Here is an 11668-nt window from a genome sequence, read left to right as displayed (position 1 = left end):
CGCCATGGACATTACACGCGAAGCGGCACTAGGTTCCCGGGTGGCCACGCCGTGGCCGAACACCACGCGACCCCCAAGGGGATCACAGTGCACATACGCACGCCCGGAACCGGAACGGCGCGGACCCTCGCCGCGCTCGCCCTCGCCGCCCTCGCGGCAGCCACCCTCACGACCGGGGCCCAGGCGCAGACCGCGGCCCCCGCGGCCGCCGCCGCGGCGCACCACGGTGTGAAGCCGATCGGCCACGGCTCCCGCTCGGCGCCGCTGGCGAAGAGCAGGAACACCCTGAGCGTCCGGTCCAGCGCGGCCCAGGGCGTCGTCTCCCCGACGCCGCACGTCTACCTCGTCTTCTGGGGCTCGCAGTGGGCGAGCGACCCGGCGGGCGTGGCGCCCGACCTGCAGAACATGTTCAAGGGCCTCTACGGCGCCCAGGACACCTGGGGCACCATCATGACCCAGTACTGCGAAGGCGTCGCGAACGGCACGACGACCTGCGGCAGCAGCGGGACGCACGTGACCCACCCCGCCGCCACCCCGCTCGCGGGCGTCTGGTTCGACAACGCCTCCGCCGCGCCCACGAACGCGACCGCCGCCCAGGTCGCCTCCGAGGCCGCCTCCGCCGCGGTGCACTTCGGCAACACCACGCAGACGCCGAACCTCAACGCGCAGTACGTGGTGGTCTCCGCGACCGGCACCCACCCGGACGGCTTCCCCAACTCCGGCTTCTGCGCCTGGCACGACAAGACCTCGTCGGCCTCGGGCACCCTCGCCTACACCAACCTGCCCTACATCCCCGACCTGGGCGCGGGCGCCTGCACCACCCTCACGGACGGGCGGATGCTCTCCGGCATCGAGTCCACCGAGACGCACGAGTACGCCGAGACGGTCACCGACTTCTGGCCCAGCATCGGCTGGAACGGGCGCGGCGGCGAGATCGGCGACGAGTGCGAGAACATGGACGCCTACGTGCCGCTCAGCACCGGCACCTTCGATCTCCAGGGCCTCTGGTCCAACGCGGCCAACGCCTGCGTGACGAAGGGCTGACGCTCTTCGGGCTCGCTCCGGCGCCGCGGACGGTTCCCCCGTCCGCGGTGCCGTTCGCGTCTCCCGGCCGTCCGACGCCGCCGCCCCCGCCACGACGCGGTCCCCATGCGGGCCTGCTCGCCGTCGCACGCGCCGGGGCCGACGGCGCAAGGGGGGGTGGACAGGAAAGAACTAAGCGCGCATACTAAATGCATGATGACTCTCGGCAGTGCCACGACCGTCTCGTCCGCCGCTCCCGCCGCCTTCTTCGCCCGCTGGGCGGACATGGCCACCTGGCCCGAGTGGAACGCCGACACCGAGTGGGTCAGGCTCGACGGCCCCTTCGCGGTCGGCGGGACCGGCGTGCTCAAGCCCAAGGGCGGCCCGAAGACCAAGTTCGTCATCAGCGCGCTGAGCGACCGCGTCTTCACCGACGTCTCGCTGCTCATGGGGGCACGGCTGACCTTCCACCACGAGGTGGAGGCCCGCACCGACGGCGGCAGCGAGGTCGCGGTCACGGTCACCCTGGGCGGTCCGCTCGCGCGGCTGTGGAACGTGATCCTGGGCAAGTGCATCGCGCAGTCCCTCCAGCGGGACCTCGACGCGCTGGCCCGCGCCGCGGAGCAGGCCACGGCGGCGGCCCGGTGAGCGGCGGCGCGTCGGGCGGCGGTCCTGGGGGCGGCGGTCCGGCCGGGGGCGGGGGACTGGACACGCAGTTCGCCGAGGCCGAGGACAGTCCGGGGTTGCTGCTCTGGCAGGTCACCAACCGCTGGCAGGCCGCCCAGCGCGCGGCGCTCAAGCCGTACGGCCTCACCCACGTGCAGTTCGTGCTGCTGGCGGCGCTCACCTGGCTGGGCGCCGACGGCCCGGTCACGCAGAAGGCGCTGGCCGACCAGGCCGCGACCGATCCGATGATGACCTCCCAGGTGCTGCGCACCCTGGAGGGGCAGGGGCTGGTCGAGCGGCACGCCCATCCCGACGACCGCCGGGCGCGCGCGCTGGCCGTCACCGCCGAGGGGCGGGAGCTGGCGAACCGGGCCGTGGTCGCGGTCGAGGCCTGCGACGCGGAGTTCTTCGGCGTGCTGGCGGAGCGGGCCCCGGCCTTCACCGGGGCGCTGCGCGAGCTCGCGCGCCGTTGAGCCGTGGTCCGGGCGCCTGGGACGTCCCGCCGGGCTGCGGCGCGTTTCCTCTTTTCCGTCTCAAACCGCAGGTCAGGGCGGTGAGACAGGAAGTTCGCGGCCGTGGGACGCCGCCGCGGGACAAGCCGGTCGGATCCGTCGGGCAGAGTTGTCGGCGGACGGCGTCCGGGCAGCACGGGGGTACTGCCCGGCCGCCAGAACTCTCAGGTGTGTCTCAGGCGTGCGGACTCCAGGTCGGCGCAGGCGGCGGGGTCAGCGTGTTCGTGCAGCCGTGACCCTTCGGCGGGTAGCCGCAGACCTGGAGGCCCACGGCCGGATCGCTCGCGTCGACCATCATCGAGTAGTTGTCGTAGCCCCAGTGGACCTTGGCGGTCTGCGTGTCGCCCGTGCTGGTGGTGATGGTGGCGTAGTCACCGGGCTCGGCGTCGGTCAGGCCGCCCCAGGCGGCGTGGCAGCGCGCGCTGTAGTGCAGGTAGATGACGATCTTTCCGACGTTCTGGGTGGTCAGGCTCTTCGAGTCGGTCACGCAGCCGGTCGACTGCGGGTCCTTGCCTGCGCAGCCGACGCCGTCGCACGGCGGCGGTGAGGCGGTCGACGTGCCGGGCGCCGACGCGTGCCGGATCGGCGGGGAGGCCTGGGCCCGCGTCGTCGGCTCGCCCTGTGGCGCCGCGAGGTAGGCGCCGACCGCTGCGCCGACGGCCGCGGAGGTCAGGGCGATCAGCACGCCGCGGCCGTGCCGTCGCCATGCCCCGCGCAGCCGTGCGGCGACGGGGGGCGCGGCGGGGCCGGTACCGCCGCCCGGGCCGTGGTCTCGGGCGGCGTGGTCTCGGGGACCGTGGTCACGTGGGGCGTGCTGATGCGGGATGTGCTCACGGCGCGGACCACGGCCGGGCGCTGACCGGGCGTCGTCGGGTCCGCCGTCTGCTCGGCCTCCAGCAGGGCCTGCTCCAGCAGCGGTCCGAGCAGGCGGGCGCTCTCGTCGACCGAGACCGCCAGGGACTCCAGGGCGTGCTCGGTGATCAGCCGCTTGCCGTTGAACCACCGCTCCCAGGAGGCCTTGCTGTAGTGCGTGGCCGTGCCGATCTGCGTGAGCGAGAGTCCGCTGCGGTCCTTGACGGCGCGGAGCTCCTCGGTCAGCCGGCGTGCGCTTCCGCGCACGTCATCGGGTATCGGCCGCCAGTTCGCGCCCACGGTTCAGTCACTCGCTCTCGGTCAGGGGGAGACGGATCAGTCTCCCACAGGCGGCGCACAGCAAGATCCACGGTGCGCCGCCGTCCTGACCCCTGCGAACCTCCGGACCGTCAGCTCCCGGCCGAGGCGTGCGCGTCCACGTGGGTCGCGCCGCGTGCGGACGCCGCGAGGACGCCCAGTCCGCGCGCGGTGCAGGTCTCCGGTTCGGGGACGTGGTGGACCGGCAGCGCCAGACGTTCCTCCAGGGTCGCGCCGAGCCACGCGTCCCTGGCCCCGCCGCCGGTCAGGACGATGCCGTGCTCGGTGATGTCCGCGCTCAGCTCGGTGGGGCAGCGGGTGAGCAGATTGCCCATGCCCTGCACGATGACGTCCACCACGGGGGCCATCGCCCGGTGCACGTCATCCGGCTCGAAGCGGGCCAGGATCGGCGTCCCGTACTCGGTGCGGCGGGCCTTGACCTCCACGCTGCGGCCCTCGCCCGCGGCGATCTTGACCTGCTCGGCGGCGGCAGGGCCGAGGTCGACGCGGTGCCGGCGGCGCGCCCAGGTGGTGAGCGCCCGGTCCAGGGCGACGCCCGCCACCGTCAGTGAGGTGGCGCTGACGATCCGGCCGAAGGCGAAGACCGCCATGTCGCTGGTTCCGCCGCCCAGGTCGACGACCATGGTGCCGGTCTCCCGCTCGATCGGCACCCCCGCGCCCACCGCTGCGGCCAGCGGCGTCGGCACGGTGATCGCCTTGTTCGCCCCGGCCTGGAGCAGTGCCTGCTGCAGCGCCTTCAGGTGGATGCCGCGGCTCTCGACCGGCACCGCGGTCGCCACCGTCGGCCGCAGCGCGAACCGGCCGGGCCGGGCGGTGTCGATCACGTGCCGGGCCAGCACCCTGGCGGCCTCGAAGTCCGTGACGGCTCCGCCGTCGAGGGGCGCCACGGTGCCCATGCCCGGAGGGGTGCGACCGGTCATCTGCTGGGCGGGCTCGCCGAAGGCGAAGGCGATCCCGCGGTTGAGGTCGTAGGCGACGACTGACGGCTCGTCGAAGACCACGCCCTGGCGCGGACGCCAGGCGCGGACCCTGGAGGTGCCCAGGTCGAGGGCGATCAGCCGGTCGGTCACCACGCCGGTGCCCGGCAGCCGCCGTGCCGTGAGCCGCCCGCCGACCGCCACCAGCCCACCGGTCGCCGCCCGCTGCGTCGCGTTGCCGTCCGTCCCGGCGTCGCCCTGCGCCGCCGCCCTGTCGTTCGTCCCCTCGTCGTTCCTCCCCTTTCCGCCCGCCGTCCTGCCGCCCTGGGTCTTCCCACCCGCCCGCCTGCCCACCGGAATCCTGACCACGCGGGGACCTCGCTCTCACTCGTGCTGACCGGTCAGCTGAACGGTCATCAGATGGCGCCTTCCCCTCCATCCAGCGGCGGATCGCCCGCCACTGCATCCCGGCACCGCTGAACGAGGGAGCAGAACACCCGGCACGGGTGAGCCCGGCGCCCGCTCGGTGGCGCGGCGCTCGGCCGCGCGTGATGATCGGATCATGTCCGCAGCCAGCCCCGAGCAGCCCCGCGACGCCGAACCGGACCGGCCGAACGCGCTGACTTCGCTGACCGAGCGCGCGTTCCAGCAGTCCCCGGTGCCGTGGATGCTCTGCGACGCGAAGACCGGGAGGTTGCTGCAGGTCAACGAGACGATGGTGCGCCTCGGCGGTCTCTCGGAGGCGGAGCTGCGCGGCAGACTGCCGACCGAGCTGCGCGACGCGGGCAGCGGACCGCTCGACCACGTCGACGAATCGGTGTTCGAGGAATCGGCGCGGCTGATCCAGGAGGTCGCCGCGACCGGCGTGCCGCAGACCCTGGAGACCTACGTCCGGGCCCCGGGCCTGCCCGAGGCACAGGCCTGGGCCGTCTCCTACTCCCCGGTCTTCGACGCCGACGGCCGCCTGGACGCGGTCGCGGTCACCGCGGTCGACTTCACCGAGCAGTTCGCGGCGCGCCAGCGCCTCGCGCTGCTCAACGCCGCCGCCGAGCGGATCGGTGCGTCCCTGGACGTCGGCCGTACCGCGCAGGACCTCGCCGAGGTGATCGTCCCCGGCTTCGCCGACTTCGCCAGCGTGGACCTGTTGGACGGCGTCTTCCACGGCGACGAACCCGCGGCGGGGCCGCTGACCGGCGCGGTCCTGCTGCGGCGGGCGGCCCAGGCCTGGACCGGGGCCAACGGCGCGCCGGGGTCACGCGCCGGACGAGCCGACGCGGACCGGATGGGTGTCGTCCAGGTGGGCGAGCGCGGCACCTACCCGGCCGGTTCGCCGCCCGCGCTGTGCCTGGCGAACGGGCGCTCGGCCGTCTACCGGGCCGAGGACCGGGAGCTGGTCGAGTGGTTCGCGCAGGACGAGGCGCGGGCGGTCTGGGCCCGCGACCACGAACTCGTCTCGCTGCTGGCCGTCCCGATCGTCTCCCGGGAGACGACGCTGGGCGTCGCCGTCTTCAGCCGCCTCTCGGCGGCAGCCGAGCCGTTCAGCCCGGACGAGCTGGAGACGGCGGAGGAGATCGTCGCCCGCGCCGCCTCCTGTCTCGACAACGCCCGCCGCTACACGCGCGAGCGGACCACCGCGCTCACCCTCCAGCACAGCCTGCTCCAGCAGCGCGCCCCCAGCCAGGCCGCCGCCGAGGTCGCCACCCGCTACCTGCCCGCGAGTGCGCAGGCGGGCATCGGCGGGGACTGGTTCGACGTGATCCCGCTCTCCGGGACCAGGATCGCGCTCGTGGTCGGCGACGTCACCGGCCACGGACTGCACGCGAGCGTCACGATGGGCCGCCTGCGCACCGCCGTGCGGACCCTCGCCGACGTGGACCTGCCCCCCGACGAGCTGCTCTCGCACCTGGACGACCTGGTCATCAGCCTGAACGCGGAGGCGCACGCGGCCGCCGAGGCGAACGCGGCGGCGGGGGAGCGGGAGGAGCCGGGGGAGGCCGGCGGGGCCGACGGCGCGGGCGACATCGGGGCCACCTGCCTGTACGCGGTCTACGACCCGATCTCCCGCATCTGCGCACTCGCCCGCGCCGGACACCCGGTCCCCGCGCTGCGGACGCCCGACGGCGAGGTGGAGTTCCTCGACGTGCCGGCCGGCCCACCGCTGGGGCTCGGCGGCCTGGCCTTCGAGACCGTCGAGGTGGAACTGCCGGTCGGCAGCCTGCTCGCGCTCTATACGGACGGCCTGGTCGAGTCGCGTTACCGGGACATCGACCAGGGTCTGGAGGCCCTGCGCCGCTCGCTCGCCGGAGCCGGGCCCAGCCTCCACGACGCCTGCGACCAGATGCTCGCCGCGCTGACCACACAGCGGCCCGAGGACGACGTCGCCCTGCTGCTGGCGCGGACCCGCGCCCTGGGTGCGGACCAGGTCGCCGACTGGGAGGTCCCGCCCGATCCGGCCTTCGTCTCGGAGGCCCGCAGGCTGGCTTCCCGCCAGCTGACCGTATGGGGACTGGACGAGCTGGTCTTCGTCACCGAACTGGTGGTCAGCGAACTGGTCACCAACGCGATCCGCTACGGCCGCACCCCGATGCGCCTGCGGCTGATCCGCGACTCGGCGCTCACCTGCGAGGTCTCCGACGCCAGCGGCACCGCCCCCCACCTGCGCCGCGCCCGCAGCTTCGAGGAGGGCGGCCGCGGCCTGATGCTCGTCGCCCAGTGCTCCACCCGCTGGGGCACCCGCCACGGCCCCTCCGGCAAGACCATCTGGGCCGAACAGGCCCTCCCGAGCGCGTAGCGCGTCTGCCTGGCACAGGGGCGCGTTGCCCTTACCTCAGGGGCGCGAGGTTCTGCTTGATCAACTGCGTGCGCGAGAAACCAGCCTGTGCGGATGGCCCTGCGCGTTGAGGAGCCGCCGCTCATGGGTGGCTTCTCGCGCGCGCAGGGAATCAAGCAGAGCCTCGCGCCCGGAGGAGAGTGCAACTGGCCCCTGGCTTTTGGGCTGCTCATCCGCCGAGGGCGACCCAACCCTGTTCGAGCAGGTCGAAGGCGCGGGTGACGGCCCGGGCCGCGTCCTCGGCGCCGCGGGCGGCGCGTGGGGCTTCGAGGGCGAAGTGGGCCAGGGCGGCGCACGCGGGGTCGTCCGGCGGCAGGCCGCTCTCCTCCGCGATCACCGCAGCCAGCGCCGAGGCGTGGCGTAGCCACATGGCCTGGACGTAGTCCCGCAGGGCCGGGGTGCTGTTGATCAGCTCGAAGAAGGCCGTGAACCGGGGGTCGCCGTTCACGGCGGCCGCGCGGTACCGCAACGCGTGCTCCCGCAGCGCGGCCGGGATGGACTGGCCCTCGGGGCGTTCGCGTACCGCCGCGAGCAGGAGCGCCTCCTGGTCGGCGTCCTCGTCGAAGACGAGGGCCTCCTTGACCGGGAAGTGCTTGAACAGCGTCGTGGTGGAGACGTCCGCGGCCTCCGCGATCTCCCGGATGCCCACGTCGTCGTAGCCGCGTTTGAGGAACAGCCGCAGCGCGGCGTCCGCGATGGCCTGGCGGGTGGCGGCCTTCTTGCGCTCGCGGCGTCCGAGCGGCGCGACCGGCGTCGCGGTGTCGGGGTCGGGGTCGGTGACGCTCATGCCCACACTCTACCGCGTACGGTTGCTCAGCTATAAAAGTTGAACCGTTGCACTTATTGAACCGTTGTGTTTTTCTGGCGGCATGTCCACCTCCAAGAACGTCAACATGCGCTGGGTTCTGCTCGGCGTGATGCTCGCGATGCTCCTGTCCATGCTCGACAACATGGTCGTCAGCACCGCGATGCCGACGATCGTCGGCGACCTCGGCGGCCTGGGGCACATCTCCTGGGTCGTCACCGCGTACACCCTGGTCACCGCCGTCACGACCCCGGTCTGGGGAAAGCTCGGCGACCTGTTCGGGCGCAAGCCGACGTACCTGGCGTCGATCGCCGTCTTCGTGGTCGGATCCGCGCTGTGCGGGGCCGCGCAGTCGATGACCGAGCTGATCGCCTTCCGTGCCGTGCAGGGCGTCGGGGCCGGCGGGATCGGCGCCGGCGCCTTCGCGCTGATCGGTGCGCTCGTGCCGCCGCGTGAGCGGGGCCGGTACCAGGGCATGACCGCGTCGGTGATGGCGATCGGCACGATCGGCGGCCCGCTGCTGGGCGGGTTCGTCACCGGCCACCTCGACTGGCGCTGGGCCTTCTACGTCAACCTGCCGCTCGGCCTGGTGGCACTGCTCTGGCTGGCGCTGACGCTGCGCCTGCCCGCCCGACGCATCCACGCGAAGATCGACTGGGCGGGCATCGGCCTGCTGACCGTGTCCGTCACCGCGATCGTGCTGGCCGCCACCTGGGCGGGGACCACCTACGCCTGGGGCTCCTGGCAGATCCTCGCGCTCGGCGCGGCGGCCGCGGGCGGCCTGACGGCCTTCGTGGCCGTCCAGCGGCGGGTCCGCGAGCCGCTGCTGCCGCTGAGCGTGTTCACGAACCACCGCAACGTCCCGCTCGCGATGGCGCTGATCCTGGTCGCCGGGGTGGTGATGTTCGGCGCGGGCCTGTACCTGCCGTTGTTCCAGCAGACCGTGCAAGGCGCGTCCGCCACGAACTCGGGGCTGCTGATGCTGCCCATGATGGTCCCCGTCGTGATCGTCTCGACCGTCGCGGGCAAGGTCATGTCGGCCACCGGCCGGTACAGGATCTTCCCGATCCTCGGCACGCTGTTCCTCACGGCCGGGCTCGGGTTGCTCGCGACCATGGGCACCGGCACCTCGCAGTTGCTCACCGGTCTGTACATGGTCCTGGTCGGCATCGGCCTGGGCTTCACCCTGCAGATGTCCGGGACCATCGCGCAGAACAGCGTGACCCTGCGCGACATGGGCGCCGCGATGAGCTCCGTCAACCTCTTCCGCACGCTCGGGGGTTCCCTCGGCGTCGCCGTCTTCGGCTCCCTGTTCACCCGCGCCGTCCAGCACGCACCGAGCGGCGGTCCCGAGGCCGCCCACCTCCAGGCGGTCACGACCGGCACGGGCCACATCTTCCTGGCCGCCGCCGCCCTCTGCGCGCTCGCCTTCCTCGCCGCCCTCCTCGTCGTCGAGGTCCCACTCAAGAAGGCGGGCCCGCCCGCACCGGCGGTCGATGCCGCTGCCAACGCCCCTGTCTCCACAGTTGGTTGACGTAGGCGGGGATCCCGGGGGCCGGGACGGCGTCGTCGACGACCCGCGCTACGCTCGGGTCGTCGGAGGAAGGATGACGGGGTGGAGGGCGACATGCCGGACTCGGAGCCGTCGGGCGGCGACATGATCGACCCGACCGTGGCCACGCCGGCGCGGATCTACTCCTATCTGCTCGGCGGCACGGACCACTTCCCGGCCGATCGCGCGGCCGCGGAGAAGGCCCTGGAGACGATGCCGGTCAGGGACTTCGCCCGTGTCAACCGCGCCTTTCTGACCCGCGCGGTCCGGTACCTGGCCGAGAACGGCCTGGATCAGTTCCTGGATGTCGGCATCGGCCTCCCCGCGCCGGGCAGCACGGCGGAGACCGCGCTCGCGGTGCGGCCGGACGCGCGGATCGTCGGCGTCGACAACGACCCGACGGTCCTGGCGCTCGCCCGCGCCCACGGCGAGGACCCCGCGCCGTCGGGCGCGAGGATCGTCGCCGGGGACGTCCGCCGTCCGGCGGAGATCCTCGCGCATCCGGAGGTACGCGGCCGCCTGGATCTGGACCGGCCCGTCGCCGTGCTGCTGGTCGCCGTGATGCACTTCGTCACCGACGAGGACGACCCGTACGGCGCCGTGCGCACCCTGATGGACGCCGTCGCTCCGGGCAGCGTGCTGGTGCTCTCACAGGTGACCTCCGACCTGGACCCGGAGGGAATGCGCGCGACGGCGAGGGCCTACGACCGGTCGTCGGTGAGGACCGCCGTGCGCAGCGGCAAGGAGATCGCCGCGTTCTTCCACGGCCTGGAGCCGGTCGACCCCGGCCTGGTGCTGCTCTCGCGGTGGCGGCCGGACGAGCACGTCCTTCCCGGTGACGACCGGATCGGGATGTACGGCGGAGTGGCGCTCAAACGCTGAGCCGGACGGTCACGGCAGCGAGGGCGACGAGCAGGGCGTTGAGTGCGACCCGGCGGTCCCCGCCGGTCAGGTGGACGGCGATCGCGCCCGCCTGCAGCAGGACGAAGCCGACGGCCGCGGCCGTCGCCAGCGCGGGGGCGATGCCGGTCAGCGGCGGCAGGATCAGGCCTGCCGCGCCGAGTACTTCGACCGCTCCCAGCGCTCTGACGGCGGGCAGAGGCATGCGGTCGACCCAGGCCATCATCGGGCGGAGTTGTTCGCGGCTGCGAATCAGCTTCAGCGTGCCCGCGTAGAGGTAGAAGAGCGCGAGCAGACCCGCGGTGATCCAGTAGGCGGTGTTCATGGCTCCGGTCATGCCCACGAGTGCACCGCCGGAGCCCTGCCGGTGTCCAAGACCCATCCCGCGACTCCGATACCTCATGGGTATCGTGGCAGCGTGGAGCTACGGACCTTGCGTTACTTCGTGGCCGTCGCCGAGGAACTCCACTTCGGCCGGGCCGCCGCCCGACTGCACATGAGTCAACCGCCGCTCAGCCGTGCGATCAGACAGTTGGAGACGGAGGTCGGGGCCCAGCTGTTCACCCGTTCGCCTTCGGGCGTCGCGCTGACCGCGGTGGGCACGGTGCTGCTCGCTGAGGCGCGGGCCTTGCTCGCCCACGCCGACCGGGTCCGGACACGCGTCAGCGCCGCGGCCGGCGCCGCGACGATCACCATCGGCATCCTGGGCGACGGCACCGACCCCGGAGCGGCCAGGCTGGCCGCCGCCTACCGCCGACGCCACCCCGGCATCGACATCCGGGTCCGTGACACCGATCTGACCGATCCCACCTGCGGGCTGCGCGCCGGGCTGGTCGACGTGGCACTGACCCGAGCGCCGTTCGACGAGACCGCCCTGACGGTGCGTGCGCTGCGGACCGATCCGGTCGGCGTGGTCCTGCGCGCCGACGATCCGCTGGCCCGCCGTGACGCGCTGCGGCTGGCCGATCTGGGTGACCGCCGCTGGTTCCAGTTCCCCCAGGGCACCGACCCCGTCTGGCAGTCGTACTGGAACGGAGGTCGTCCACGCGAGGGCCCCGTGGTCCGCGCCGTTCAGGAGTGCCTGCAGGCCGTGCTGTGGAACGGCACGGTCGGCCTGGCCCCGCTCGGGCACGACCTGCCCGGGGAGCTGGCCGTGGTGCCGCTGACGGACATGCCGCCGAGCCGGGTGGTCGCGGTCTGGAACGAGGGGGACACCAACCCGCTCATCCGCTCCTTCGTCGAGATCGCGACCGCCGCCTACCGCCACTGATC

Annotated in this window: 12 protein-coding genes; 7 read left to right on the top strand and 5 right to left on the bottom strand. The window is 73.2% G+C overall.

Annotation, left to right across the window (positions count from 1 at the left end):
- Window positions 1–87 precede the first annotated feature (87 nt).
- The 3 genes from BS83_RS14630 (at window position 88) to BS83_RS46485 (ending at window position 2162) form a co-directional block, all read left to right on the top strand.
- On the top strand, window positions 88–1044 hold the full coding sequence (locus BS83_RS14630; RefSeq protein WP_157597182.1) for a hypothetical protein: 957 nt from the start codon (window positions 88–90) through the stop codon (window positions 1042–1044).
- A gap of 192 nt (window positions 1045–1236) precedes the next feature.
- Window positions 1237–1671: an SRPBCC family protein gene (locus tag BS83_RS46490; RefSeq protein WP_037604286.1), complete on the top strand. Its 435-nt coding sequence runs from the start codon at window positions 1237–1239 to the stop codon at window positions 1669–1671.
- Complete coding sequence (locus tag BS83_RS46485) at window positions 1668–2162, top strand: MarR family winged helix-turn-helix transcriptional regulator (protein WP_232248330.1); 495 nt, start codon at window positions 1668–1670, stop codon at window positions 2160–2162. Before BS83_RS46490 ends, BS83_RS46485 begins: the two co-directional genes overlap by 4 nt.
- 214 nt (window positions 2163–2376) lie before the next feature.
- Here BS83_RS46485 and BS83_RS46480 read toward each other — a convergent pair whose 3' ends face one another.
- The 3 genes from BS83_RS46480 to BS83_RS14605 all read right to left on the bottom strand — a co-directional run bounded on the left by BS83_RS46480 (window position 2377) and on the right by BS83_RS14605 (window position 4678).
- Window positions 2377–2886 (bottom strand): DUF2690 domain-containing protein, encoded by a 510-nt coding sequence (locus tag BS83_RS46480; protein WP_037604285.1) that lies wholly within the window; start codon window positions 2884–2886, stop codon window positions 2377–2379.
- The gene (locus BS83_RS41830) at window positions 2880–3320 is read right to left on the bottom strand and encodes a helix-turn-helix domain-containing protein (protein WP_198035239.1); all 441 of its coding nucleotides are present in this window, start codon (window positions 3318–3320) and stop codon (window positions 2880–2882) included. Before BS83_RS41830 ends, BS83_RS46480 begins: the two co-directional genes overlap by 7 nt.
- 143 nt (window positions 3321–3463) lie before the next feature.
- On the bottom strand, window positions 3464–4678 hold the full coding sequence (locus BS83_RS14605; RefSeq protein WP_084713496.1) for a rod shape-determining protein: 1215 nt from the start codon (window positions 4676–4678) through the stop codon (window positions 3464–3466).
- 193 nt (window positions 4679–4871) lie between these two features.
- Between BS83_RS14605 and BS83_RS14600 the strand changes: the two genes are divergently transcribed.
- Window positions 4872–7100, top strand: a complete 2229-nt coding sequence (locus BS83_RS14600; protein ID WP_051943058.1) for an ATP-binding SpoIIE family protein phosphatase — start codon at window positions 4872–4874, stop codon at window positions 7098–7100.
- A 208-nt stretch (window positions 7101–7308) separates the two neighbouring features.
- Here BS83_RS14600 and BS83_RS14595 read toward each other — a convergent pair whose 3' ends face one another.
- Window positions 7309–7926 (bottom strand): TetR/AcrR family transcriptional regulator, encoded by a 618-nt coding sequence (locus tag BS83_RS14595; RefSeq protein ID WP_037604283.1) that lies wholly within the window; start codon window positions 7924–7926, stop codon window positions 7309–7311.
- 82 nt (window positions 7927–8008) lie between these two features.
- Between BS83_RS14595 and BS83_RS14590 the strand changes: the two genes are divergently transcribed.
- Window positions 8009–9478: an MDR family MFS transporter gene (locus BS83_RS14590; protein WP_037604282.1), complete on the top strand. Its 1470-nt coding sequence runs from the start codon at window positions 8009–8011 to the stop codon at window positions 9476–9478.
- A 93-nt stretch (window positions 9479–9571) separates the two neighbouring features.
- A complete protein-coding gene (locus BS83_RS14585; RefSeq protein ID WP_037608989.1) occupies window positions 9572–10378 on the top strand; it encodes an SAM-dependent methyltransferase in 807 nt (268 codons plus the stop codon).
- On the opposite strand, the gene BS83_RS14580 is transcribed toward BS83_RS14585, so the two are convergent.
- Window positions 10368–10721 carry a DoxX family protein gene (locus BS83_RS14580; protein ID WP_037604281.1) on the bottom strand — a complete coding sequence of 118 codons (354 nt, stop codon included), beginning with the start codon at window positions 10719–10721 and terminating at the stop codon, window positions 10368–10370. The genes BS83_RS14585 and BS83_RS14580 overlap by 11 nt on opposite strands.
- Window positions 10722–10814: 93 nt before the next feature.
- On the opposite strand from BS83_RS14580, the gene BS83_RS14575 reads away from it, so the two are divergent.
- The gene (locus tag BS83_RS14575) at window positions 10815–11666 is read left to right on the top strand and encodes a LysR family transcriptional regulator (protein ID WP_232248326.1); all 852 of its coding nucleotides are present in this window, start codon (window positions 10815–10817) and stop codon (window positions 11664–11666) included.
- The last annotated feature ends 2 nt before the right edge of the window (window positions 11667–11668 follow it).

The sequence above is a fragment of the Streptacidiphilus rugosus AM-16 genome, assembly GCF_000744655.1.
Lineage (GTDB): Bacteria > Actinomycetota > Actinomycetes > Streptomycetales > Streptomycetaceae > Streptacidiphilus > Streptacidiphilus rugosus.
This window is presented reverse-complemented; position numbering and strand designations above follow the sequence as displayed.

What these genes read in the sequence shown, in the direction of transcription:
- BS83_RS46490 (WP_037604286.1), top strand. Translation starts at nt 1,237, where the DNA reads ATGATGACTCTCGGCAGTGCCACGACCGTCTCGTCCGCCGCTCCCGCC.
- BS83_RS14595 (WP_037604283.1), bottom strand. Translation starts at nt 7,926, where the DNA reads ATGAGCGTCACCGACCCCGACCCCGACACCGCGACGCCGGTCGCGCCG.
- BS83_RS14600 (WP_051943058.1), top strand. Translation starts at nt 4,872, where the DNA reads ATGTCCGCAGCCAGCCCCGAGCAGCCCCGCGACGCCGAACCGGACCGG.
- BS83_RS14590 (WP_037604282.1), top strand. Translation starts at nt 8,009, where the DNA reads ATGTCCACCTCCAAGAACGTCAACATGCGCTGGGTTCTGCTCGGCGTG.
- BS83_RS14580 (WP_037604281.1), bottom strand. Translation starts at nt 10,721, where the DNA reads ATGAACACCGCCTACTGGATCACCGCGGGTCTGCTCGCGCTCTTCTAC.
- BS83_RS14585 (WP_037608989.1), top strand. Translation starts at nt 9,572, where the DNA reads ATGCCGGACTCGGAGCCGTCGGGCGGCGACATGATCGACCCGACCGTG.